20 protein-coding genes are annotated in these 25,333 nt (G+C 41.7%); 9 read left to right on the top strand and 11 right to left on the bottom strand.

Translation table 11 applies throughout. From position 1 onward, the window contains the following. Window positions 1-48 precede the first annotated feature (48 nt). The 9 genes from uvrA (at window position 49) to OCV82_RS08845 (ending at window position 10,393) form a co-directional block, all read left to right on the top strand. Window positions 49-2,880, top strand: a complete 2,832-nt coding sequence (gene uvrA, locus OCV82_RS08885) for an excinuclease ABC subunit UvrA (RefSeq protein WP_154044090.1) — start codon at window positions 49-51, stop codon at window positions 2,878-2,880. Window positions 2,881-2,994: 114 nt separating this feature from the next. Next, complete coding sequence (gene ybaK / locus OCV82_RS08880; protein WP_154044089.1) at window positions 2,995-3,480, top strand: Cys-tRNA(Pro) deacylase; 486 nt, start codon at window positions 2,995-2,997, stop codon at window positions 3,478-3,480. 189 nt (window positions 3,481-3,669) lie between these two features. Beyond that, window positions 3,670-5,121, top strand: coding sequence for a potassium/proton antiporter (locus tag OCV82_RS08875; protein WP_154044088.1), 1,452 nt, complete (start codon window positions 3,670-3,672; stop codon window positions 5,119-5,121). Window positions 5,122-5,130: 9 nt separating this feature from the next. Next, window positions 5,131-5,922, top strand: a complete 792-nt coding sequence (locus OCV82_RS08870; protein WP_154044087.1) for an EFR1 family ferrodoxin — start codon at window positions 5,131-5,133, stop codon at window positions 5,920-5,922. Between the two features lie 26 nt (window positions 5,923-5,948). Continuing rightward, entirely contained in the window at window positions 5,949-7,130 is a 1,182-nt protein-coding gene (locus OCV82_RS08865; protein WP_154044086.1) for a DUF418 domain-containing protein, read from the top strand. Between the two features lie 38 nt (window positions 7,131-7,168). After that, window positions 7,169-7,756, top strand: a complete 588-nt coding sequence (locus OCV82_RS08860; protein ID WP_154044085.1) for a sugar O-acetyltransferase — start codon at window positions 7,169-7,171, stop codon at window positions 7,754-7,756. A gap of 20 nt (window positions 7,757-7,776) precedes the next feature. Further along, window positions 7,777-8,433, top strand: a complete 657-nt coding sequence (locus OCV82_RS08855) for a DUF1349 domain-containing protein (RefSeq protein ID WP_154044084.1) — start codon at window positions 7,777-7,779, stop codon at window positions 8,431-8,433. A gap of 102 nt (window positions 8,434-8,535) precedes the next feature. Continuing rightward, window positions 8,536-9,429: a class A beta-lactamase, subclass A2 gene (bla, locus tag OCV82_RS08850; protein WP_154044083.1), complete on the top strand. Its 894-nt coding sequence runs from the start codon at window positions 8,536-8,538 to the stop codon at window positions 9,427-9,429. Between the two features lie 10 nt (window positions 9,430-9,439). Next, window positions 9,440-10,393: a lipocalin-like domain-containing protein gene (locus tag OCV82_RS08845; RefSeq protein ID WP_154044082.1), complete on the top strand. Its 954-nt coding sequence runs from the start codon at window positions 9,440-9,442 to the stop codon at window positions 10,391-10,393. A 113-nt stretch (window positions 10,394-10,506) separates the two neighbouring features. Here the strand turns inward: OCV82_RS08845 and OCV82_RS08840 are convergent, their stop codons facing one another. The 11 genes from OCV82_RS08840 to araA all read right to left on the bottom strand — a co-directional run bounded on the left by OCV82_RS08840 (window position 10,507) and on the right by araA (window position 25,312). Then, window positions 10,507-11,880: a cytochrome-c peroxidase gene (locus tag OCV82_RS08840; protein ID WP_154044081.1), complete on the bottom strand. Its 1,374-nt coding sequence runs from the start codon at window positions 11,878-11,880 to the stop codon at window positions 10,507-10,509. A 46-nt stretch (window positions 11,881-11,926) separates the two neighbouring features. After that, window positions 11,927-12,715 (bottom strand): cytochrome c biogenesis protein CcsA, encoded by a 789-nt coding sequence (gene ccsA, locus OCV82_RS08835; RefSeq protein ID WP_154044080.1) that lies wholly within the window; start codon window positions 12,713-12,715, stop codon window positions 11,927-11,929. Window positions 12,716-12,740: 25 nt separating this feature from the next. After that, window positions 12,741-13,646 (bottom strand): cytochrome c biogenesis protein ResB, encoded by a 906-nt coding sequence (locus OCV82_RS08830; protein ID WP_154044079.1) that lies wholly within the window; start codon window positions 13,644-13,646, stop codon window positions 12,741-12,743. 232 nt (window positions 13,647-13,878) lie between these two features. Beyond that, window positions 13,879-14,118: a TIGR03905 family TSCPD domain-containing protein gene (locus OCV82_RS08825; protein ID WP_154044078.1), complete on the bottom strand. Its 240-nt coding sequence runs from the start codon at window positions 14,116-14,118 to the stop codon at window positions 13,879-13,881. 91 nt (window positions 14,119-14,209) lie between these two features. Next, entirely contained in the window at window positions 14,210-14,941 is a 732-nt protein-coding gene (locus tag OCV82_RS08820; RefSeq protein ID WP_154044077.1) for a YebC/PmpR family DNA-binding transcriptional regulator, read from the bottom strand. A gap of 40 nt (window positions 14,942-14,981) precedes the next feature. After that, entirely contained in the window at window positions 14,982-17,444 is a 2,463-nt protein-coding gene (gene pheT / locus OCV82_RS08815) for a phenylalanine--tRNA ligase subunit beta (RefSeq protein ID WP_154044076.1), read from the bottom strand. 91 nt (window positions 17,445-17,535) lie between these two features. Next, on the bottom strand, window positions 17,536-19,098 hold the full coding sequence (gene dnaB / locus OCV82_RS08810; RefSeq protein WP_154044075.1) for a replicative DNA helicase: 1,563 nt from the start codon (window positions 19,096-19,098) through the stop codon (window positions 17,536-17,538). A 334-nt stretch (window positions 19,099-19,432) separates the two neighbouring features. After that, a complete protein-coding gene (gene rpiB / locus OCV82_RS08805) occupies window positions 19,433-19,867 on the bottom strand; it encodes a ribose 5-phosphate isomerase B (RefSeq protein ID WP_154044074.1) in 435 nt (144 codons plus the stop codon). Continuing rightward, entirely contained in the window at window positions 19,867-21,882 is a 2,016-nt protein-coding gene (locus OCV82_RS08800) for a transketolase family protein (protein WP_154044073.1), read from the bottom strand. The genes rpiB and OCV82_RS08800 overlap by 1 nt, the downstream gene beginning before the upstream one ends. Window positions 21,883-22,062: 180 nt before the next feature. Further along, entirely contained in the window at window positions 22,063-23,661 is a 1,599-nt protein-coding gene (locus OCV82_RS08795) for a xylulokinase (RefSeq protein WP_154044072.1), read from the bottom strand. A 124-nt stretch (window positions 23,662-23,785) separates the two neighbouring features. Beyond that, window positions 23,786-25,312, bottom strand: coding sequence for an L-arabinose isomerase (gene araA, locus OCV82_RS08790; protein WP_154044071.1), 1,527 nt, complete (start codon window positions 25,310-25,312; stop codon window positions 23,786-23,788). Window positions 25,313-25,333: the final 21 nt, after the last annotated feature.

The raw sequence follows: 25,333 nt of genomic DNA, 5'->3' as shown, positions 1-25,333 counted from the left end.
AGTACGAAAAAAGCATTATCTTTGCAATGTTTCACTGAATATTAAGATATGACAGAAGGAAAAGAAACGATAAGCGTGCAGGGAGCACGTGTACATAATCTGAAAAATATAGATGTCGAAATACCGCGTAACAGCCTTACGGTTATCACCGGGCTGAGTGGAAGCGGTAAGTCGTCGCTTGCATTCGATACAATCTTCGCCGAGGGACAGCGCAGGTATATAGAGACATTCTCCGCATATGCCAGAAATTTCCTTGGTGGAATGGAACGTCCTGATGTTGACAAGATTACAGGACTGAGTCCGGTTATCTCGATCGAGCAGAAGACGACCAACAAGAATCCGCGTTCCACTGTGGGTACAACTACCGAGATATACGACTATCTGCGTCTGCTCTATGCGCGTGCTGCTACGGCATATTCCTATCTTTCGGGAGAGAAGATGGTGAAATATACCGAGGAACAAATCATAGAACTTATAAACCGTGATTATAAGGGGAAGCGTATATTTATACTTTCTCCATTGGTTCGTACCCGAAAGGGACATTATAAGGAGCTGTTCGAACAAGTCAGGAAAAAAGGCTATCTTTATGTGAGAGTTGACGGTGAAGTGAAGGAAATCACTCACGGAATGAAACTGGACAGATACAAGAACCATGACATAGAAGTTGTGGTAGATAAAACAGTTGTAACCGAGAAAGAGGATAAAAGGTTGCGACAGAGTGTGGCCACTGCCATGCGACTGGGAGACGGTTTGCTTATGATACTGGATGCGCAGACAGAAAGTGTGCGTCATTACAGTAAGCGTCTGATGTGTCCTGTGACAGGACTTTCTTATCGTGAGCCGGCACCACACAATTTTTCTTTTAACTCTCCGCAGGGTGCATGTCCGCGATGCAAGGGATTGGGATATGTCAATCTGATAGATGTTGACAAGGTAATTCCGGACCGTACACTTTCTGTGTATGAAGGAGCAATAGCACCACTTGGAAAGTATAAGAATGCTATGATTTTCTGGCAGTTGAGTGCATTGCTTGAACGACATGAAGCTACGCTTAAAACTCCCGTAAGCGAATTGCCTGACGATGCCATTAATGAAATTCTTTACGGTTGTGATGAGCGTCTGAAGATAGACAGTTCACTGGTACACACTTCGTCAGACTATTTCGTAGAATACGAAGGTATAGTGAAATATATACAGATGATGCAGGAGAAAGACGCTTCTGCCACTGCTCAGAAATGGGCTGAGCAATTTGCCAAGACCGATGTATGTCCTGAGTGTAAGGGGATGAGGCTGAATAAGGAGGCTCTTCATTTCCGTCTGCACGACAAGAATATCTACGAACTGGCTTCGATGGACATAAATGAACTTTATGAATGGTTGCAGGGAGTGGAGGAACATCTGGACAGTAAGCAGAAAGTAATAGCTCAGGAAATTCTTAAAGAGATCCGTACACGACTTAAATTCCTTCTTGATGTGGGATTGGAATATCTTTCTCTTAACCGTACTTCAGTCAGTCTTTCGGGTGGCGAAAGCCAGCGTATCCGCCTTGCAACACAGATTGGTTCGCAGCTTGTAAATGTACTTTATATCCTTGATGAACCTAGTATCGGACTTCATCAGAGAGATAATGTCCGACTGATAAACTCCCTGAAAAGTCTTAGAGATATAGGCAACTCGGTGATAGTAGTAGAGCATGACAAGGACATGATGCTGGCATCGGACTATATAGTGGATATGGGACCGAAGGCAGGACGATTGGGCGGTGAAGTGGTATTTGCAGGAACTCCGCAGGAGATGCTGAAGACACACACTATGACATCGCAGTATCTGAATGGTGAAATGAAGATAGAAATACCTGCCCAAAGAAGACCGGGCAACGGCAAGAAACTGTCTCTGTTCGGAGCCAAGGGAAACAATCTGAAAGGAGTGGATGTGGAATTTCCTTTGGGAACACTTATCTGTGTGACCGGTGTTTCTGGAAGCGGTAAGTCAACACTTATCAACGACACTCTTCAACCTATACTTTCTCAACATTTCTACCGTTCGCTTCAGGACCCTTTGCCATACGACCGTATTGAAGGACTGGAGAATATAGATAAGGTGGTAAATGTGGATCAGTCGCCGCTTGGGCGTACTCCGCGTTCAAATCCGGCTACATATACCGGAGTGTTCTCAGATATAAGAAACCTGTTTGTAGGTCTGCCGGAAGCAAAGATACGTGGTTACAAGCCTGGACGTTTTTCGTTCAATGTAGCCGGAGGACGCTGTGAGGCTTGCGGAGGAAACGGATATAAGACCATAGAAATGAACTTCCTGCCGGATGTGCTCGTGCCTTGTGAGGTGTGTCATGGAAAACGCTATAACCGTGAGACACTGGAAGTAAGATACAAAGGAAAGTCAATAGCCGACGTGCTTGATATGACAATAAACCGTGCCGTGGAGTTCTTTGAGAATGTGCCTCAGATACTGAACAAGATAAAGGTTCTTCAGGAAGTAGGTTTGGGATATATCAAGTTAGGACAGCCTTCTACCACTCTTTCCGGTGGAGAGAGTCAGCGTGTGAAACTTGCTACAGAACTTTCCAAGAAAGATACAGGAAAGACTTTCTACATCCTTGACGAACCTACCACAGGTTTGCATTTTGAGGATATCCGTGTACTGATGAATGTACTCAACCGTCTTGTGGACAAAGGAAATACAGTCCTTGTGATAGAGCATAACCTTGATGTTATAAAGATGGCTGACTATATCATCGACATGGGACCTGAAGGCGGAAAGGGTGGAGGACAGTTGCTTTCGTGCGGAACACCTGAGGAAGTGGCTATGTCTGATAAAGGATATACACCTAAATTCCTTAAAGAAGAACTAAATCAGAAATAAATTGTTTAATCTATACAGACGTAATTATGAATGCTGTTTAACCAGCTTTTAAAAAGTATTTAAATAGCTTTTAAACGGCATTTAAACATTGTTTAAAATTATACATTATAAATTATGGCTAAAGAAAAAATATCCAAGACCAATGTGGCAAGACTGTTGGACAAGGATAAGATAAAATACGAACTCGTCCCATACGAGGTCGATGAGAATGATTTGAGTTGCGTGCATGTAGCCGCTACGCTCGGTGAGAATATAGAACAGGTATTCAAGACACTTGTCCTTCATGGCGATAAGTCTGGATATTTCGTATGTGTGATTCCGGGAGAACATGAAATAGACTTGAAACTGGCAGCCAAGCTGTCCGGAAACAAGAAATGCGACCTTATCCCGATGAAAGAACTTCTTCCGCTTACGGGATATATTCGTGGCGGATGCTCGCCGATAGGTATGAAGAAACATTTCCCTACGTATATCCATCACACATGTAATGATTTCGATTATATCTATGTTAGTGCCGGAGTACGCGGATTGCAGGTCAAGATAGCTCCAGCAGATTTGATTAAGGTGAGCCGTGCGGAAGTCTGCACATTATTTGAGTGATGTGTTTCAAACCTGACATAACCTGATGTGCTCATGTCTCTGGCTTCAAACTACAGTTTTATGCACTTCAAACTACAGTTTTACGCATTACAAACAATTGTTTTACGCACTGCACACTACAGTTTTACGTAAAAAACGAACAGTCGTTTTTCCTATTTTTTATAATAACCATAATTAAAAACTATAACAATGATATTTACAGCAGAGAATATCCTTTTGATAGGATCGGTACTTATTTTCACTAGTATATTGATAAGCAAGACTGGTTATCGTTTCGGAATACCTACGTTGCTGCTTTTCCTCCTTGTCGGAATGCTGTTCGGTAGCGATGGATTAGGGTTGCAGTTCAACAGTGCCGAAGATGCACAGTTCATTGGTATGATGGCACTCAGTATCATTCTTTTTACCGGAGGTATGGAGACTAAGTTCACAGACATTAAGCCTGTTCTTAAAGAAGGTATAGTTCTTTCTACCGTAGGAGTTCTTCTGACGACTTTACTTACCGGACTGTTTATCTTCTATATTTCGGGATGGAACAGCACGAATATCGAGCTGACATTCATGGTATCGCTGCTTCTGGCGGCTACAATGTCATCTACCGATTCAGCCTCTGTGTTCAGTCTTCTTCGTTCGCAGAAAATGAATCTGAAGGAAAACCTTCGTCCTATGCTGGAGTTGGAAAGTGGAAGTAACGACCCTATGGCATATATGCTTACTATAGTTCTGATTCAGGTTATTTCAAGCGGCAGTTCTCTCAGTATTGGTCTTCTGATTAAAGACTTGTTTGTGCAGTTTCTTATAGGTGGTGCTTTGGGATATTCCATGGGACGATTCATGTCGTGGCTAACCAATAAGATAGGACTGTCAAATTCATCTCTTTATTCCATACTTCTTCTCAGTATGGTTTTCATCACTTTTACGGCTACAGATATGCTGAAAGGAAATGGCTATCTGGCAGTTTACATTGCAGGTGTTGTGGTAGGCAACATGAAACTGTCATACCGAAAGGAGATAAATACATTTATGAATGGTCTCACATGGTTGTTTCAGATTATAATGTTCATTACTTTGGGATTGTTGGTAAATCCTCATGAGATGCTTGATACAGCCGTAGTGGCATTGCTTATCGGTGTGTTTATGATTGTAGTTGCGCGTCCGTTGAGTGTATTTGCATGCCTGCTCCCTTTCAGAAAAATAAGTACCAAGGCGAAACTTTTTGTGTCGTGGGTAGGACTGCGCGGTGCCGTGCCTATCATATTTGCCACATACCCTGTTATTGCGAATATCGAGGGTTCGAACCAGCTTTTCAATATAGTGTTCTTCATCACTTTGCTTTCACTCGTTATTCAAGGCATGACAATCTCTTCTGTGGCACGCTGGCTTAAACTTGATTTACCCTTGGAGAAGGAAGGAAACGAGTTTGGAGTGGAATTACCTGACGAGATAGATTCGCAGCTGCATGATATTACTCTCAATGAAGAAATGTTGGTACACGGTAACCGTCTGGCTGATATGAATATTCCTAAGGGGTCGCTAGTGATGCTCATCAAACGTGGAAACGAGTTCCTGATTCCTAACGGACAGATGGAACTGCATGTGGGTGACAAATTATTGTTTATAACGGAGAATACGAAAGATTAAATTTAAAATATGGTATTTTATTTTTCAGCTACAGGCAATTCTTTATGGGTTGCACAATACATATCCAATGCTTTCAATGAACCTTTATGTGAAGTCTCCGGGTTTATACGGAAACATTCGGCTGAAGGTCTGAGATATACATTGCGTGATGAGGCGGAAATGTTGTTTTTCGTATTTCCTGTACATTCCTGGGGACCGGCATTGGTCATGCTGCGTTTTATCAGGGAGTTACAGTTGTCCGGATTGAAAGGAAACCGTGTATTTGCCATTGGCACATGTGGTGACGATTGTGGATATACAGACCGGATAGTGCGTAAGGAACTTGCAGATAAATGTATTCCTCTGGAAGCCTTCTTTTCTCTGAAAATGCCAAATAACTATATTCTTATGCGTGGTTTCGGTGTAGATCCTGAGCCGGTGAAGGATGAAAAACTAGCTTTGGCTCCAAGTGGTATGGAACAGATTGTAAAAGCTATAAATACACGTAGTTATTCTGAATCTCAGATTCTCCGTACAGGAATGTCGTGGCTGAAGAGTTATGTGGTCTATCCTGTATTTAAGAAATTTGTGATAGGCAGGCAGTCTTTTCGGAGTACTGATGCGTGTATTTCTTGCGGACTGTGCGCTAAAGTCTGTCCAACAGGTACGATAGTTATGCAGAACGGCAAACCGGTATGGCAAGGAAGGGATTGTGTACAGTGTACGGCATGCATACACCGTTGTCCGGCTAAGGCTATTGAGTTTGGCAAAGTGTCGGTGGGTAAGGGAAGATATGTTCATCCGGTACTTGCAGGAAAATGATAATAAATAAACCATAAACTATAAATATGAATAACACATTGAAAAGCGACAGAATAGAAGTTGTCGATGCCTTACGAGGTGTTGCATTGTTTGCAATAGTGATTTTACATTGCTTTGAGCATTATAATCTTTATTATATGCCGGATTGTCAGCCTCATTGGCTTACGGCTCTTGATAAAGGTGTTTGGGATACGGTATGGTTCTTGTTTGGAGGAAAAGCCTTTTCCACTTTTTCTCTTCTTTTTGGACTTAGCTTTTTTATTCAGTTTGATAATGCAAAAAAACGTGGACTTCCTTTCCGGTGGAGATTTGTGTGGAGAATGATTCTTTTGATGCTTTTTTCTCAGCTTCATTCCTTATTTTATAACGGGGATATTCTTTTGTTGTATTCCGTTATGGGAATTTTCCTTGTATCAGTATCAGGCCTTTCCACAAAATCTGTGCTTATATTGGCTTCGGTTATGATTATTCAGCCTGTTGAATGGATAAGACTGATTTGTATCGGATGCGATATTCCTTTTCTGGAATATGGGAATAACTGGGTAGTGTATGGTAATCTGGCAAAGCCTGTAATGGAGTCCGGTAGTTTTCTGGAAATTCTGAGGTCAAATATCACCGACGGGCAGTTGTATGGTAATTTATGGCAGATAGAAAACGGTCGTGTTTTTCAGATAGGAGGACTGTTTCTGTTTGGAATGGCAGCGGGAAGGCTTTCTTTATTCAAGAAATCTGATTATTCTGTCATGATATGGAAAAAAGTATTGTTGTGGTCTGTAAGCCTGTTTGTAGTTTTCAATATAATCAAGATGACATATCCGGAAATGGTAGCCGGTAATGAAGCTCTAATGGTACCGTTGAATATTGCAGTACCGTCTATATGCAACTTTCTTTTTATGGCATTGCTGGTTTCATTCTTTGTTTTGATATGGTGGTTCGGAGTAGGAAACGGATATAGATTCCAACGTATATTTATCCCTTATGGGAAAATGAGTCTGACAAACTATATTGTGCAGTCAATAATAGGTGTATCTTTATTTTATGGCTTCGGCTTTGGATTATATAAATATACAGGAGCAACTTCGTGCTTGGTTATAGCGATATTTGTATTTATGATACAGTTGTCATTTAGCAGGTGGTGGCTTTCATCTCACAGACATGGACCGTTGGAGTGGATATGGAAGAAACTTACATGGATTACTGTCAGGTAAGTGTATTGTATTTAATAATTATATAAGCTTTTAAAGAAATGACTGAAAAGGAAAAATGCCATAAAGGGCTGCTCTATGATGCTAATTATGATGAAGAACTGTTGCGTGAGAGGGCAGTATGTAAAGATTTATGCTATGAATATAACTCTTTGAGACCGTCAATGATTGCCGAACGTACTGAAATAATACGACGACTGTTCGGAAAAACGAGAAATAACTTTCTGATAGAGCAGCCTTTTTATTGCGACTATGGCTATAATATCGAAATAGGTGAGAACTTCTATATGAATGTGAATTGCGTCATTCTCGATGGTGCAAAGGTGACATTTGGTGATAATGTTTTTGTCGCTCCTAATTGTGGCTTCTATTCGGCAGGTCATCCTCTTGATGCTGAGAAAAGAAATATGGGACTGGAATATGCTTTCCCTATTACAGTAGGTAATAATGTTTGGATAGGGGCAAACGTGACTGTTCTGCCTGGAGTGTCGATAGGCGATGATGCGGTTATAGGAGCGGGAAGTGTAGTTACAAAAAACATACCTTCGGGAGTTTTGGCAGCCGGTAATCCTTGCAGAGTAATTCGTGAACTGACCGAGGATGATAAAAACAAATACAGAATGGAATAAACACATAAAGCATTATAAATATGAAGAAACTGATTTTAAGTTTGTTTGGAATTATGGCTCTTTCGTCGGTAGCGGCGCAGAGCCTTGAAAAGATGAACTGGTTCAATGAGCCGGAAAAATGGGAGATAAAGGACAGCAAAACCATGACTATGTTTGTTACTCCTCAGAGTGACTATTGGCGTATATCACATTATGGTTTTACTGTAGACGATGCTCCATTCTATTATGCTACATATGGTGGTGAGTTTGAAGCAAAAGTAAAGGTGTCGGGAGAATACAAGACGCGATTTGATCAGGCAGGTATAATGTTGAGGATAGATCATGAGAATTATATCAAGGCAGGAATTGAATTTGTCGATGGCAAGTACAATCTTAGTACAGTGGTTACTCATAAGACATCCGACTGGAGTGTCATTACTCTTGACAAACCTGTTCCTTATATCTGGATTAAGGCTGTAAGAAGACTTGATGCTGTAGAGGTGTTCTATTCTTACGATGATAAAGAATACACAATGATGCGCAATGCGTGGATGCAGGACAATGTTCCGATGAAGGTCGGTATCATGGCAGCATCTCCTGATGGAGACGGATTTGAAGCCAAATTCGAGAACTTCACTGTGAAACATTTGCCGGACATGCGCAGATTGGAATGGCTGAAAAAGAATGCGGCAGAATAATTACATAACAAATGTTATAATGTAAATAATTGATAGGATTAATCATTCAGATGATTAATTTTGTCAATTATTTTTTTGTATCCTTTTAATGTAAAAACATAGATGAAAACAAAATCAGTTGCTTTTTTATTATTGTCTTTTATCTCGATTATTGTAAAAGCTGGTCCTTTTTCTTCACTAAGAAATGAAATAATACACAGTATATGTAAATACGATGCAAAAGTAGGTGTAGCGGTAATGGTAAATAATACGGATACACTGACTGTAAATAATAGCGATAAATATCCTATGATGAGTGTCTTCAAGTTTCATCAGGCATTAGCAGTATGCCATTTTCTACAGATGAAAGGGATACCATTGGACTCCGTAATCAATATATCAAAGGAAGAGTTAAGGGAGAATACTTATAGTCCATTACGTGACAGATTTCCGGAAGGAAATATCCGCATAAGCTTATTGGAACTTATGGAATATACACTCCAACTTAGTGACAATAATGCATGTGATATTCTGTTCAACCGTATTCTTAGTATAAAAGAAACAGACAGGTATATTCGCTCATTGGGTATTGATGATTTTTCAATAGAAATGGATGAAAACGATATGCATGAGAATCTTGACAACTGTTACAGCAACTGGACTACACCTATGGCTGCCGTACGACTGATAAATTTATTTCTAGAAGGAGATGCAGTTTCCGGTGAATATTATGATTTTATTAAAAGAACAATGACGGAATGTACTACGGGTACTGGCAGATTGCCATATCCGTTGAAGAACACTGCAGCTGTGATAGGTCATAAAACCGGAACAGGCGACAAGAATTCCGATGGGCGGTATATTGGCATAAATGATATCGGTTTTATTGATTTGCCGAATGGTGACCGTTATCTGATAGCCGTATTTGTGAAAGATTCTGCCGAGAACTATGAGACTACGGAAAAAATAATAGCAGAAATATCATCTATAGTATATAAGAATATTAGTAATCAATAAAAACTGTATTATGAAAAAAAACAATCTTTTATTTTTACCGGCATCATTAATGATTATGATGTCGTGTGCTGAAGGGGGAAATATGTTTAATGAAACATCATTCATTGGCGAGTGGCACGAGATAATGCCTGTAAACAAGCATATCCTTCAGGGTGTTGTGTTTGAAAAGGACGGAAAGGCTTCGTCTGTGGGTATGGCTACTCTGAAATATAACGGTTGGGAGTTGTTGAAGAAAGGAAAGGAGTGCAATATCGTGTTGTCAGGCGAAAGTATTGGTAACGGCCAGACTATACAGTTCTCAGATACACTTAATGTCATATCACTGAATAATGATACTTTGACCTTGGGAAAAGGAGATATGTATCGTATTCAGTATGTTAAATTTGAAAATTCTGAAGGGCAGCTTATAGGAGGCAGTGATGCCGCTATGGGATATACTTATTCAAAAGTTCTTGACAAGAAAATCAGGATTTTTGAGGAAGGTTGCCGTTTGCTGTCGGCTACAGATCCGAATGTCACTATGGCTGCATATTCAGTGTTTTCTGCCGATTCATCAAAGGTAGAGCTGTTTTTGCCTGGAGGGGCTGTTGTATTGGACAAGCGTGTCAGACCTGATGGTACTGCAGTATGGAATGTAGAGGATGATGATACTTATATGGTAGAGAAGTGTAACGATGAATGGCTGGTTACCAGAAGAGGCAAGTTGCTTTATGTAACGTCAGGAACAGAGAATACTATTAATGCAGAATTTACAGGAAAAGGTGGCGAGAATCTGTTCGTTACATTTTTCAATAATGCAGGAGTGGCTCAGATGAATTATAACGGTGGCGATTATTTGCTTTATCAGTATCGTACTGCTTCCGGTTACGGATATAAGAATGCTTTTGCCGATATTCGTGGAAAAGGCAAGAATATGACACTTACTTTGGCAGGAAGTGAATCTATCGAATTTACTGAAAAATGATAGGACTTTAATTTAGTAATGTCAGTTGATATATGAAAAATCCCGGTTCGGAATTGTTTTTTAACTTTCCGAATCGGGATATTCTTTTGTTATAATTATGGTAATGTAGTCAATTACATATTGTCATTAGTAAGAGTCTTACCCTTGTATTCACCTGTAAGAGTTTTCAGGAACTTCACGATGTTGGCAGTTTCAGTTTCTGTAAGTGTGATACCTACTTCGTATTTAGCCATATCGTTTACAGCTTCTTCAAGTGTCTTCTTTGTACCGTCGTGGTAGTAAGGACCTGTCAGCTCGATGTTTCTCAGACCAGGAACCTTGAATCTGTGCATGTCGCGTTCTGTCTTGGTTTCCTTGTTGCGGCCATGGTCTTCGAATGTGATTTCAGTACCTCTGTCGCCGAAGTAGTCAGCTCTGACTCCCATAAGCTCGTATGACTGTCCTCCCAGGTTTTCACCCACGTGACAAGTAGCACAGTTGTACTCCTTGAACAGTTCGTAGCCGTTTATCTCTTCTGCTGTAAGGATATTCTTGTCGCCTTTCAGATATTTGTCGAATTTAGAGTTTGGAGTAATCAATGTTCGTTCGAATTCCTGAATAGCATCAGTGATTGTTTCCTGAGTAAATCCTTCAGGATATACTTCCATAAATGCTTTTTCGAAAGCTTTGTCTTCAGAAAGCACCTTACAGATATCATCGAATGATTTGTGTCCCATTTCTATAGGGTTGAGTGGAGGACCACCTGCCTGTGCTGCCAGTGTTGCGGCACGTCCGTCCCAGAACTGAACGAAATTGTAGTGAGCATTGAACACCGTAGGTGCGTTTACACCTCCAACCTGTCCGTCAACACCTTCTGAGAAACGCTTGTTGTCCACACCTGCAGTGTTCAGAGCATGACAAGTTGCACATGATACGGTATTGTCTATAGAAAGACGTGTGTCGTGGAAAAGCATATCTCCAAGGATAACCTTTCGGATATCTACAGGAATAGAATCGTGTATAGGACGTATTGGCTCGTTTGCAAACTCAGCAGCAGCCAGAGTATTTGGATATGCCTGAGCTCTGTAATTCTTTACCCAGTCAAGAGCAATCTCTGTTTTCTTGCCAGTCATAGACGAACCCCAGTGTACAAGGTAATATTTAGCCAATGGCATTGTACCGTCCTTTATTACCTTTTCTACTTTAGCCAAATCGACTTCGCCCACTTTCTCACCATTCTTGAGAGCTGTCATCATAGGCTCTACGTCAAACTCTCTGTATCCTTTCTCGATGTCCTCTTTCACCACTTTACCAGCAATAGGGAAGTTGGCATAGAAAGGAAGTTTAGGATTTGCCGAGTGGCATTCCATACATCCTCCGTCAGTAAGTATTGCAAGCATCCTTTCGTTTGCCGCAAGCGATTCTGATGGAGCCTGATTCACAAGGCGGTAAACTGCCACAGCTCCCGCTGCAATCAGTAATGCTGCCAAGATAATCTTTTTCTTCATAATCTCACTTTTTTAAAATGTTAGTATTAGTAGTTTTCTTTTGGAATTATTGTCTATTATATAAATGTACACTCTTCTGTGCCGCCGGAAGATAGTTTACTCCATACCAGCACATCTGCAGTGATACGAATCCTGCTATGAGAAGTCCGTACAGTAGTCTTTTACTCTTGTATGTTCTTTGCAGTCGTATATGTATGTATAGCAGGTAAATAGTCCATGTTATGGCTGCCCATGTTTCCTTCGGGTCCCAGCTCCAGTAGTTGCCCCATGCATCCTTGGCCCATATTGCTCCGGTCAGCATACCTATGGTGAGGAAGGCTGTTCCGGTATATACCAGTTCGTCTACAGTAGTTGTGTATATCTCTTTATGCTTTTTCATTCCTATACATCCTATGATGAATGCGCATCCAAGTACTGAGTATGAAAACATATATACAGTCACATGAGGGATGAACCATGCGCTTTGCAGGGCAGGCATCAAAGATTGGTCGTGTATCTCCGGCTTGAGTATGTTGATGATGCAGAACACTGCAGATACCAGAGTAGAGAAGGATAGTATCCATCTGTATTTCCATCTCCAGTAGGTGATAAGTCCTGATATTCCCATGAATAGTGAATACCATAATCGTGTTTCTCCCATTGTTCTGAGCGGAGGCCTTTGCAAATAAATCCACAGTCCTATGATAAATGCTAGAAAAACGATGCTGCCTGAAAGACTTGCTGCAACGGCTGTTTTTGAGATTCCGTCTTTAGCTGCAGAGGTAACCGCACTTATAATCCATAGGATTACAGAAACGATGGTGAATATATAGAAAACATCCCAGTTGATTGTCATTTTTTTATAGTTATAAGGGTTATTGTTACTGCTTTGAAGTCTGTTTTTGTGGTCCTCCGATAAACATTCCTACAGCTCCGGCTATTGTCATTATTATACCTATGAGCTGGATATACTTCCATGGCTGACGCACTATCTGAAGAACACAGTATTGCGGTTTGTTGCTGCGTGTATCGTAGCTAACCAGATATATGTCTTCACCAAATTTATATTCGTAAGGGTGGTTTACTTCAAGACTTATCTGTGATGAATTCCCGGAATGTCTGTCAGAAACTTTTACCTCCGCTACATAGCTTTTGGGCATTCTGTTCTGATAGTAATCTGCATCGAAACCTGTCAGCTGCAGGTCGTAGTCAAGATAAAAATGCTTGCCTTCCATTGTAAGAGCTTCATTGTTCTCTTTATCGAAAAATACGGGAATTCTTGCTGTGATAATGTCGCTGCTACCCATGAAACCGCCAAAGAGTGCAAGCCATACTCCGGCATGGTTGAGCAGAAATCTCCATCTTTTCTTTTTCCTTGATTTAAATCCTCTTATGGTTATGGCTGCAAGATGTGAGAGCAAAATAAACAGTATCGATACAAAAATCCATGAGTACATGAAATTGTAGAATCCAAGTTGTCCCAGAATTCCTTCTTTTTGCTCTGCTTCTATAGCTGACAGTTGTGGAAACAGTCCAATGACGAGTGTTCCGCAAACGAACAAGAACAGGCTGAATGCTGTAGTTTCGGGAGATACAAGAACTCTTGTTATATTATTGGTACAGTTATTTTTGCGTAAGAGCATATAAACGGAATAAATCCATATTGCCCCAAGAATAATATTCAGTGGGAATTCAAAGAAGTGGAACGGGAAATTTCCTGCAAAATATTGTATAATGACTGCTGCCATTATAGGATATAATAATATCAGGTAGATATTTTTCGCCATTTTTGTGTCGTTATAAGTCTTAAGAAAGTTGTTTCTGTGTATTTGAGTGCAAAAATAGTAAAAACAATCTATTTTCAATATATTATTATATAAAAATTGTATTTGTTACAAAAAGGTAATAGTGATACTGCTGAAAACAGATAATGAGAATGGATATATAAAACGAAAAGCAATGACACCTATTGTTGTGTATAAGAGTCATTGCTTTATTTTTTATATAGTTTGAGTTGTATTAAATGCTTTTCAAAGCCTTGCAAAGCTGGTCTGGACATGAAGTGTTCTTGTTTCCGCAACGGATACCTTCAAGGCGAGAGATAACTTCATTTACTTCCATTCCTTTTACGAGCGAGCAGATGCCTTTAAGATTTCCGTTACATCCGCCAGTGAAGCTTACTTCCTTAATCTTGTTGTTTTCTACTTCAACTTCGATAAATGAACTGCATGTTCCTTGTGTTCTGTAGTTTATTTTCATCGTTTTTACTTTTTATCTTATTATAAAAAAACAGATTTCACACGAAGAAAACTTTATGCGAAATCTGTTTTGTAAGTATCATTAAGAATGATTACTCTTCTTCCGGCTTCATGTTAGTGTAAACATTCTGCACATCGTCGAATTCTTCAAGACGTTCTACCATCTTGTCGATAGTTTCGCGCTGTTCAGGAGTAACTTCTTTCAAATCGTTTGGTACGTATGTGAACTCACCACCGACATCCTCGAAACCACATTCTTCAAGGTGTTTCTGGATAAGAGAGTAGCTCTTAGGATCACCGTAGATAGTGATTGTTCCTTCTTCCGGATCTTCGTCGTATTCATCTTCTACGTTGTAGTCGATAAGATCGAGGATAAGTTCTTCCATGTCAAGACCATCTTTCTTCTTGAAAGTGAATACACACTTGTGATCGAACAAGAAAGCAAGTGAACCTGTAGTTCCAAGGTTACCGGCAAATTTGTTGAATACTGAACGAACGTCTGCTACTGTACGAGTAGTGTTGTCAGTAAGAGTATCAACAAATACAGCAACTCCGTGAGGACCATATCCTTCGTAAGTCATGCTCTTGTAGTCGCTCTGGTCTTTACCCTGTGCGTTTTTGATAGCACGTTCGATGTTGTCCTTCGGCATGTTTTCACGCTTGCAGACAGCGATGATAGAACGTAGTGTAGGGTTGTTTTCAGGTTCAGGACCACCTGCTTTTACAGCAATTGCGATTTGTTTACCCAGACGTGTAAAGGTCTTAGCCATGTGACCCCATCTTTTCAATTTGGCAGCTTTTCTATATTCAAACGCTCTTCCCATTGGTTTATAATTTTATATTGTTGTTTTTATTGTTGTATTATTATCTCAATTTAGCATCAAGCTTGTTCTGCAGGTTAGTGATAAGTTTCTGCATGAACTTGTCAATCTGCTTGTCGTTCAATGTTGCATTCTCATCCTGAAGCATGAAGCTTACTGCGTAGCTCTTCTTGCCTGCTTCGAGGTTCTTGCCTTCGTAAACGTCGAACAGTTCAACAGATTTCAGGAGTTTCTTGTCTGTTTCGTAAGCTATCTTTTCGATTTCAGCGAACTGTACTTTCTTGTCGATAAGCAATGCAAGGTCACGTTTAACAGCAGGGAATTTAGATATTTCCTTGTAAGTTACTCTGTTGCCCTTAATTGATTTCATAAGTTCGTTCCAGCAGATGTCGGCAAAATAAACTTCATTGTCTATATCGAATGCCTTCTGAATCTTCTTGCTTACTACTCCGAATGTAGCCAACAGTTTTCCTCCACGAGTATGTACTGATATCGCTACAGAGTAGATATCGTCTGTAAGATTTCCGAATACAAGGCCACCGAAGTTTACACCAAGACGACGGAAGATATTGAGAACGTATGCTTTAAGCTCATAAACAGAAGAATTTTCGTCAGCATGTGCCCATGAGTTGCTTACGCGCTTACCTGTAACCCACATACCTAGGTGAAGTTCTTCAGAATATGCGGCAAGAATCTTTTCTGGGTTCTTCTTTTCTTCGTTGAAGTGGTAGCACTTACCGAATTCGAAGAATTTCAAATCAGCATTCTTACGGTTTGCATTGTGCTGGATGCTTTCAAGGCCACCGAACAGCAGAGTTGCACGCATTACGTTCAAGTCGTTGCTTAACGGGTTCATCAGGCGAACCAGGTTTTCAGGCTTGTAAGTTTCAAGTCCTTCGTAATAGGCAGCAGCAGTAAGCGAGTTGTTCATTATTTCATTGAATCCGCATCCTACAAGCTGTTCTGAAACGATGTTCTGAAGTTTTACAGACTTGTCTTCAGCACCTTTAACATTGATGCTTGATTTCAGGCTGGTAGGGATCTCTACATTGTTGTATCCATAGATACGGAGGATATCTTCCACTACGTCGCATGGGCGTTGTACGTCAACACGGTAAGGAGGAACAAGAAGAGAAAGACCTTCAGCTGTTTCGTTTACAATCTTCATTTCAAGACTGCTTACTATGCTCTTGATTGTTTCGGCAGGGATAACCTTTCCGATAAGTGTATTTACATAATCGTATGAAAGTTCGATAGCGAAATCAGCGATAGGAGCAGGGTAGTTGTCCTTGATTTCAGAAGCTATTTCACCGCCGGCAAGTTCTTTCACCAGCATAGCAGCTTCTTTCAGTGCATAGATAGTGATGTTAGGGTCGATACCGCGTTCGAAACGGAATGAAGAGTCTGTGCTCAGTCCGTGACGGCGTGCAGTTTTACGAACCCAAGTAGGGTTAAAGTATGCACTTTCAAGGAATACGTCTGTTGTAGATTCAGTAGTACCTGAATCAAGACCACCGAATACTCCGGCAATACACATTGGTTCTTCTTCGTTGCAAATCATAAGGTCGCGTTCAGAAAGTGTACGTTCCACTTCATCAAGTGTAACGAACTTAGTACCTTCAGCACATGTTCTTACTACTATTTTGCCACCTTTAATCTTGTTTGCATCGAAACAGTGCATTGGCTGTCCGTAAGCATGAAGTATATAGTTTGTAATATCGACGATATTGTTGATAGGTCGAACACCGATAAGGCGAAGTTTGTTCTGAAGCCATTCAGGACTTTCCTTTACGGTTACGTTCTTGATGGCGATACCAGCGTATCTTGGACATGCTTCAGTGTTTTCCACTTCGATGTCGATATTCAGATTGTTGCTATCTACTTTGAAAGCATCTACTGAAGGACGTTTCAACTCAGCTTTGTAGCCATTCTGGATTAACCACGCATAAAGGTCGCGAGCCACACCATAGTGTGAGCATGCATCCGAACGGTTTGGAGTGATATCGACTTCAAGTACGTATTCGCTCTTTATATTGTAGTATTCTTTTGCAGGAGTTCCCGGAACAGTGTCTGCAGGAAGAACGATGATACCGTCGTGGCTTGTTCCCACACCGATTTCATCTTCCGCACAAATCATACCGTTTGATTCTACACCACGGAGTTTTGATTTCTTGATGGTGAAACATTCGTCGCCATCGTAAAGCTTTGTTCCAAGAGTTGCTACGATTACTTTCTGACCTGCTGCTACGTTAGCTGCACCACAAACTATCTGTACAGGCTCTCCCTGTCCCAAGTTTACAGTAGTGACGTGCATGTGGTCTGAGTTTGGATGAGGCTCACAAGTCAGGACTTCACCTACTACAAGTCCTTCGAGACCTCCTTTTATAGTCTGAACTTCCTCTACGCCTCCGGTTTCGAGACCGATTGAGGTAAGTGCGGCTGCTACTTCATCTGGAGTCAAATCGAAATTGACATATTCTTTCAGCCAGTTATAAGAAATATTCATATATAGATAGTTTTATGTATTTTTATGAATGATGCGCAAAGTTAATATAAATATTTGGTTTACAAGACTGCGTAAAAGTTTTTTTGCGAAATCAGAACGGTACGTCAGGCAATGGTCCGCCAAACGGATTTCCATCCTGCACAGGAGCCATATCTGCCGGTGGGGGAGGTATGGAGCCATTTCCCTTGTTCATCTTCGAACGTATGACCGGTGTCGCATTCTCTTCGGTAGGCAATGGTACAATCATTTCGTCTTCCGGATTTTGGAATCGTGCAAATTCGCCGCGGAATCGCAGAAGCACGTCGCCCACGGCACCATTACGATGCTTTGCAATAATGATTTCGGCCATACCGTGTAGGTCATTACCCTTTTCGTCGGTATATATTTTGTAGTATTCAGGACGGTGGATGAAGCAAACCATATCGGCATCCTGCTCTATGGCTCCCGATTCACGGAGGTCGCTCAACTGCGGACGTTTACCGTCAACACCTTCACGGTTTTCCACACCACGGTTCAACTGACTCAAGGCTATGATAGGTATGTTCAATTCCTTGGCAAGACCTTTGAGCGAACGTGATATGGTGCTGACTTCTTCCTGACGGCTGCCGAACGACATACCGCTGGCATTCATCAGCTGCAAATAGTCGATGATGATGATTTTCACATCATGTTCCCTCACCAGACGGCGTGCCTTTGTTCTGAGCTCGAATACTGACAGTGAAGGAGTATCATCCACATATAGAGGAGCATCGTACAGTTCTTTAATCTTATAGTCCAGCTGTCCCCATTCGTAAGGAGCAAGCTGTCCGCTCTTGATTTTCTCGCCCGGTATCTCACACACGTTTACTATCAAACGGTTGACTAACTGGACGTTACTCATTTCAAGCGAGAATAATGCTACCGGCACCTTGTTGTTTACGGCTATGTTCTTGGCCATAGAAAGAACGAACGCAGTCTTACCCATCGCAGGACGTGCGGCAATGATGATAAGGTCTGAGTTCTGCCAACCGGAAGTCATCTTGTCGAGCTTGTGGAAACCGCTTGCCAGACCACTCAAACCGTCGGTACGTGCCGCGGCGGTACGAAGCATCTCATACGCCTCCTGTATCACAGGGTTAATCTGTGTATAGTCCTTCTTCATGTTCTGTTGCGAGATTTCAAACAGACGTCCTTCTGCTTCCTGCATAATGTCGTCCACGTCTTCAGTCTCGTCGAACGCCTTTTTCTGAATATTGCTTGTGAATGTGATAAGCTCTCTGGCAAGGAACTTCTGTGCGATGATACGTGCGTGGTATTCTATATGTGCGGATGATGCCATCATACCGCTCAACTGAGTGATATAGAACGGACCGCCCACTTCATCAAGGTGTCCCATGAATCGCAGGTGTTCTGTCACTGTAAGCAGGTCGATAGGTTTCTGCTGTATAGCCAGGTCTGTTATGGCGGCATATATCAGCTGATGTCTGTGCTCGTAGAAAGATTCCGGTTTAAGAATCTCACTCACAAGCGAGTATGCATCCTTTTCAATCATCAACGCACCAAGCACAGCCTTCTCCAGTTCCGGAGCCTGAGGCTGAAGGTGTCCATATTCATCCGTAAGCTTTTCTTTGCTTACCTTTGTTGTTCGTGCTGGTCTTTTTTGTGTAGTAGCCATTTATCTTATGGTATAATTTTTTGCAAAGATAAGATTTTCCTATTTATAATGTAGGATAAACTATAATAACTAACCGCAAAAAATGAAATACGGTTTCATGTTTTGGTGCCGACCATTGTCTGCAGAGCTGCCGACCATTGTCAGCAATGCTGCCGACCATCGTCGGCAATGCTGCCCACTATAGTCAGCACCAGAAAACGCCGGCATATTATATGTCCGATTACTCCAAAACGAAATGTGATTTTTCAAAACGAAATGCGCAAAAAAAGAGCAGGAAGAAAACCATACGGCTTCCTTCCTGCTTTTAATATTCTATTATTCTATAAGACAAGGATTATTTTACAGGAATCTTATCTACTCTTTTTTGATGACGTCCGCCTTCAAATTCAGTATTAAAGAATTCTGTCATTATCTTGTCTGCCATGTCAGTATCGATAAATCTGCCCGGCATAACAAGTACGTTGGCGTTATTATGCTGGCGTGATAACTTGGCAATTTCAGGAATCCAGCAAAGAGCGGCACGTATTCCCTGATGCTTGTTTAGAGTGATACCAATACCTTGGCCGCTACCACAAACTGCAATACCCGGATAACATTCGCCAGCTTCTACAGCTTCAGCCAAAGGATGCGCGAAGTCAGGATAATCGCAACTGTCTGTAGTGTAAGTTCCAAAATCTTTGTATTCTAATCCTTTTGCTTCCAGCCACTGCTTAACATATTGTTTCAGTTCGAAACCTGCATGGTCGGATGCCAGTCCCACTACTTTCATTATAACATTGCTTTTACTTGGTTATATACATTTTCTGCAGTGAATCCCAATTTTTCGTCCAATACCTTGTAAGGAGCAGAGAAACCGAATGATTCAAGACCCCAAACCTTTCCGTTAGAACCTACAAGACCTTCAAGGTTTACAGGAAGACCAGCGGTAAGTCCGAATACTTTGGCTCCAGTTGGGATTACGCTTTCCTGATATTCCTTGCTCTGGCTGCGGAACAAACCTTCTGAAGGAACAGAAACGATACGAGTCTTGATACCGTCTTTGTGCAACAGTTCAGCACCGGCAACCAATGTAGAAACTTCAGAACCTGAAGCAACCATGATAATGTCCGGAGTACCTTCAGAGTCAGTCACGATGTAACCACCTTTGGCAGCTTCAGCATATTTTGTACCTTCTGGCAGGTCTGTGATGTTCTGGCGAGAAAGAATCAATGCAGATGGAGTATCTGTGTTTTCCATTGCAAGTTTCCAAGCCTCAGTAGTTTCCTTAGCGTCAGCAGGACGAAGAACAAGCATAGAGTTCTTTCCGTGGTGATTTTTCAGTTTTTCCATCAAGCGGATCTGTGCTTCCTGTTCTACCGGTTCGTGAGTAGGACCGTCTTCACCTACGCGGAATGCGTCGTGAGTCCAGATGAACTTAACAGGCAACTGCATCAAAGCGGCCATACGTACAGCTGGTTTCATATAGTCTGAGAATACGAAGAATGTACCGCAAGCAGCGATTACACCACCGTGAAGAGCCATACCAATACAGCAGCAAGCCATAGTAAGCTCGGCAACACCTGCCTGGAAGAATGCTCCAGTGAAGTCGCCTGGCTGGAACGAGTGAGTTTTCTTCAAGAAACCGTCAGTCTTGTCTGAGTTAGAAAGGTCGGCAGAAGAACAGATCATATTAGGAACCTGTTCAGCAAGAGCACCAAGAACAGTTGCAGATGCGTTACGAGTAGCATCGTTAGCTTTCTGCTGGATTCCTGCCCAATCAACTTTAGGAGCAACACCGCTGAACCAGTCTTTCAACTGAGCGGCTTTTTCAGGATTTGCAGCAGCCCATGCTTTTTCTTCTTCGTATCTTGCAGCAACGATAGTTTCAAGTTCCTGTGCGCGTTTTGCGTAAAGTTCTTTCACATCGTCGAAGATTACGAATGGATTTTCAGGGTCAGCGCCCAAGTTAATCATTGTATTTTTGTAAGCATCACCGCCAAGAGGAGCGCCGTGAGTCTTGCAGTTGTGTTCGTATGATGAATTGTCGTCTTTACGTGCGCCTTTACCCATGATACATTTACCGATGATAAGTGTAGGACGTTTTGATTCAGCTTTTGCAGCATCAAGAGCCTTGCGGATTTCATCGCAGTCGTTACCGTTGATTTCGATTACGTTCCATCCCCATGCACGGTATTTCATTGCAGTATCTTCAGTCATTACATCCTTTGTTTCAGTAGAAAGCTGGATGTCGTTTGAGTCGTAGAACATGATAAGGTTATCAAGTCCGAGGTGACCTGCTATACGTCCGCTACCCTGAGAGATTTCTTCCTGAACACCACCGTCAGAAATGTAAGCGTAGATAGTTTCTTTAGCAAAAGTTGGGTTGCCAGTACGTGCAGCAAGGAATTTGGCTGCAATGGCAGCACCTACAGCAAAAGTATGTCCTTGACCAAGTGGACCTGAAGTGTTTTCGATACCGCGCATTACATCTACTTCAGGATGTCCAGGAGTAGGTGAACCCCACTGGCGAAGTTGTTTCAGTTCGTCAAGAGTGAATTTACCTGCCAAAGCCAACTGTGAATAAAGCATAGGAGACATGTGACCAGGATCGAGGAAGAAACGGTCACGACCTTCCCATTTAGGATTTTTAGGGTCGTACTGCAAATATTCTGAATACAGAACGTTGATAAAATCTGCACCACCCATAGCACCACCTGGGTGTCCTGACTTAGCTTTTTCTACCATTGAAGCTGCCAAGATACGGATGTTGTCGGCAGCATGGTTCATAACTTGTTTGCTGTTCATAGTTAATTGATATTTTATTGAATGTTTTTATTGTTGTTGGTTTGTTTCCTTATTTCGAAAGCAAAAATATAACTTTTATTGTAAACCACAACCTGAATACCAGCTTTTTTTATTAATCTTTTTTATAGAAAAGTCAGTCATTCAGGCTGTTTAGTGGCTACTTATTGTATTTTATACATGTTACTTTTTGTATTTTACAGCTGCCTCTTCCACTGGAATGCAAGCCTTGTATTCTTCTATGTATTTATTGAATCCGGCTACATCTTCTGCTGTAGGAGCTACCTCTGTACCTGTATTTCCAGCGAATACCTTTTCATCCAGGAAGTCGGACAGAGACTGTTTCTTGTCATTGTTTACAAGATATGAACCCAAAAGCGCGATACCCCATGCTCCACCTTCGCCTGCAGTTTCCATTACAGAGATAGGAGAGTTGATTGCGGCAGCAAGGACTCTTTGTCCTACACCTTTGGTTCTGAACAAACCTCCGTGACCAGTGATTCTGTCAACCTTAATCTTTTCTTCGTTGAACAGGATGTCGTTACCTATTTTAAGTACACCTACGGAAGCATACAGGTGGGCACGCATGAAGTTTGCAAGATTGAATTTGTCGCCGGCAGTACGGATGAACAAAGGACGACCTTCTGCAAGTCCTGTTACAGGTTCGCCAGAGAAGTAGTTGTACGAAATCAGACCACCGCAGTCGGCATCACCGGTTAGTGCATTGTTGTAAAGTTTTCCGAAGATTTCGTCCATATCAACAGGCATACCCATCAGCTCCTGATATTCCTTGAACAGGTTTACCCAAGCGTTAAGATCTGAAGTACAGTTGTTGCAGTGTACCATGGCAACAAGGCTTCCGTCAGGTGTTGTCACCATATCAATCATTTCGTAAGGTTTGGACAAATCTTTTTCCAAAACAATCATAGAGAATGATGAAGTACCTGCAGAAACGTTACCGGTACGTTGTTTTACTGCATTTGTAGCTACCATACCTGTACCTGCGTCTCCTTCAGGAGGACATACAGGAACCCCTGCTTTCAGATGTCCGGAAACGTCAAGTTTCTTGGCTCCCTTTTCTGTCAGGCAACCTGCGTTTTCGCCAGCAAGCAGAACTTTTGGAAGGATATCCTCGAGTGTCCAGCTAAATCCGTATGGCTTGATAAGGTTATTGAATTTATTAACCATTTCGGCTGAATAGTTCTTAGTCTCAGGGTCGATAGGCAGCATACCTGAAGCATCACCTATACCCAAAACCTTTTCTCCAGTGATTTGCCAGTGAACGTATCCTGCCAGTGTTGTAAGGAATGTGATGTCTTTTACGTGTTCTTCCTTGTTCAGGATAGCCTGGTACAGATGTGAGATACTCCATCTCAGAGGGATGTTATATACAAAAAGTTCGGACAATTCAGCGGCAGCTTTGCCAGTATTTGTATTTCTCCAGGTACGGAACGGAACGAGGATTTCTTCTTTGTCGTTGAAAGCCATATATCCGTGCATCATGGCGCTGACACCAATTGCAGCCAGGTTTTCGATTTCAATTCCGTATTCTTTTTTTACATTGGCTCTAAGGTCAGAGTAGCAATCCTGTACTCCGTTCCAGATAGCATCGATACTATATGTCCACAAGCCGTTTTCCAGCTGGTTTTCCCATGTGTGGCTACCTTGTGCAATAGGTTTGTTTTCTTCGTCAATCAGAACGGCCTTGATTCTTGTTGAACCAAATTCGATACCCAATATGGCTTTACCGTTTTCTATTGTAGATTTAGTATTAAGACTCATAGATTTTAAGTTTTTAAGTTTACGAGTTTCTAAGTTTTTGAACTCTTAAGTTTTAAAAAATTAAAAGTGCTTCAAACGATTGCTCGCCGAGCACTTTTAATTAGGGTTATATATAACTTATGAATTAGCAAAGAGCTTTGTTCAGCATGTAGTAAACTTCGTTCATACGGAGTTCTTTCTTGAATTCGCTGATTGTAGTGTCTTTGTTGATATGAACCATTTCTATGCCAGCGATTTCTGCATAGTCTTCCCAGTATTCAGCTGTCAGATCGTATGAGAAGCAAGAGTGGTGAGTACCACCTGCAAGAATCCATGCGCCTGCACCTACTTCGAAGTTAGGCATAGGTTTCCACAAAGCAGAAGCTACAGGAAGTTTTGGAAGTGGTTTTGGCTCGATGCATTCTACGTCGTTTACAATCAGACGGAAACGGTTTCCGAGGTCAACGACTGTAGCTGTACATCCTGTACCAACCTTTGAAGTGAATACAAGGCGTGCAGTCTGGCTCTTGCGTACACCGATGCCGAGGAAGTGAACTTCAAGACGAGGTTTCTTGGCAGCGATAAGTGGACAAACTTCCAACATGTGAGCCTGAAGGATAGAGCTGTTTTCTCCGTCGAAGTTCAAAGTATAGTCTTCAAGGAAAGAGCAACCGTTTGCAAGTCCCTGGTTCATAACCCATACTGTACGGTAAAGTGCTGCAGATTTCCAGTCACCTTCAGCTCCGAAGCCATAACCTTCGGCCATCAGACGCTGTGAAGCAAGACCCGGAATCTGGTCGAAGTAGCTACCGTCAGTCTGTCCGAGGTCGTCGAAGTTTGTAGTGAAACCTTTAGCGCCTTTATCTTTCAGGATAGCACGAAGAGCAAGTTCAGCTTTAGCCGCATTCCATACTTTCTGGTATGCTTCAGTTGATTTGTCTTCAATTTCTGCATCATGATCATATTCATTGAAGTATGTCTTAACCAATGCTTCAACTTCTTCGTCTTTTACATTCTTGTGATATTCCATCAGTTCGCTTACAGGACAGTAGTCAACATGGTATCCCATGCGCTGTTCAGCTTCAACCTTGTCACCATCTGTAACGGCTACATTGTTCATCTGGTCGCCGAAACGCAAGATAAGCATATCCTGAGAATCTGCCCACGCAGCACAAACTCTCATCCAAACTGCGATTTTCTTGAGAGTTTCTTCTTCTTTCCAGTAGCCTACAACTACTTTACGACGCACACGCATACGAGAGCAGATATGTCCGAATTCGCGGTCGCCGTGAGCGCTCTGGTTCAAGTTCATGAAGTCCATGTCCATTGTATCCCAAGGAATTTCCTTGTTGAACTGAGTGTGAAGGTGCAACAACGGTTTCTTCAACTGCTGAAGTCCGTGTATCCACATCTTGGCAGGAGAGAATGTGTGCATCCATGTGATTACACCGACACATTTCTCATCATTGTTTGCTGCTTTGAATACTGCTTCAACTTCTTTTGAAGAGTTTGCGGTGCCTTTGTAAACAACCTTGACAGGGAGTTTGCCACTTTCGTTAAGACCTGCTACCATTTCGTTGCTGTGTGCATCTACTGCTATTACAGCGTCACCTCCGTAAAGGAGCTGTGCTCCTGTTACGAACCATACTTCATACTGGCTGAATGCGTTCATAATTTTTATTTTATTAAAAGG

Source organism: Bacteroides cellulolyticus, assembly GCF_025567135.1.
Classification (GTDB): domain Bacteria; phylum Bacteroidota; class Bacteroidia; order Bacteroidales; family Bacteroidaceae; genus Phocaeicola; species Phocaeicola cellulolyticus.
Note: the sequence above shows the minus strand (reverse complement) of the source record. Positions and strands in the feature narration are given on the sequence as shown.

Coding starts and splice junctions, on each gene's coding strand:
- OCV82_RS08830 (WP_154044079.1), bottom strand. CDS start 13,646: ATGGCGAAAAATATCTACCTGATATTATTATATCCTATAATGGCAGCA.
- dnaB (WP_154044075.1), bottom strand. CDS start 19,098: ATGGCTACTACACAAAAAAGACCAGCACGAACAACAAAGGTAAGCAAA.
- rpiB (WP_154044074.1), bottom strand. CDS start 19,867: ATGAAAGTAGTGGGACTGGCATCCGACCATGCAGGTTTCGAACTGAAA.
- OCV82_RS08865 (WP_154044086.1), top strand. CDS start 5,949: ATGAATAACACATTGAAAAGCGACAGAATAGAAGTTGTCGATGCCTTA.
- bla (WP_154044083.1), top strand. CDS start 8,536: ATGAAAACAAAATCAGTTGCTTTTTTATTATTGTCTTTTATCTCGATT.
- uvrA (WP_154044090.1), top strand. CDS start 49: ATGACAGAAGGAAAAGAAACGATAAGCGTGCAGGGAGCACGTGTACAT.
- araA (WP_154044071.1), bottom strand. CDS start 25,312: ATGAACGCATTCAGCCAGTATGAAGTATGGTTCGTAACAGGAGCACAG.
- OCV82_RS08825 (WP_154044078.1), bottom strand. CDS start 14,118: ATGAAAATAAACTACAGAACACAAGGAACATGCAGTTCATTTATCGAA.
- OCV82_RS08860 (WP_154044085.1), top strand. CDS start 7,169: ATGACTGAAAAGGAAAAATGCCATAAAGGGCTGCTCTATGATGCTAAT.
- pheT (WP_154044076.1), bottom strand. CDS start 17,444: ATGAATATTTCTTATAACTGGCTGAAAGAATATGTCAATTTCGATTTG.
- OCV82_RS08870 (WP_154044087.1), top strand. CDS start 5,131: ATGGTATTTTATTTTTCAGCTACAGGCAATTCTTTATGGGTTGCACAA.
- OCV82_RS08855 (WP_154044084.1), top strand. CDS start 7,777: ATGAAGAAACTGATTTTAAGTTTGTTTGGAATTATGGCTCTTTCGTCG.
- OCV82_RS08795 (WP_154044072.1), bottom strand. CDS start 23,661: ATGAGTCTTAATACTAAATCTACAATAGAAAACGGTAAAGCCATATTG.
- ybaK (WP_154044089.1), top strand. CDS start 2,995: ATGGCTAAAGAAAAAATATCCAAGACCAATGTGGCAAGACTGTTGGAC.
- OCV82_RS08840 (WP_154044081.1), bottom strand. CDS start 11,880: ATGAAGAAAAAGATTATCTTGGCAGCATTACTGATTGCAGCGGGAGCT.
- ccsA (WP_154044080.1), bottom strand. CDS start 12,715: ATGACAATCAACTGGGATGTTTTCTATATATTCACCATCGTTTCTGTA.
- OCV82_RS08845 (WP_154044082.1), top strand. CDS start 9,440: ATGAAAAAAAACAATCTTTTATTTTTACCGGCATCATTAATGATTATG.
- OCV82_RS08875 (WP_154044088.1), top strand. CDS start 3,670: ATGATATTTACAGCAGAGAATATCCTTTTGATAGGATCGGTACTTATT.
- OCV82_RS08800 (WP_154044073.1), bottom strand. CDS start 21,882: ATGAACAGCAAACAAGTTATGAACCATGCTGCCGACAACATCCGTATC.
- OCV82_RS08820 (WP_154044077.1), bottom strand. CDS start 14,941: ATGGGAAGAGCGTTTGAATATAGAAAAGCTGCCAAATTGAAAAGATGG.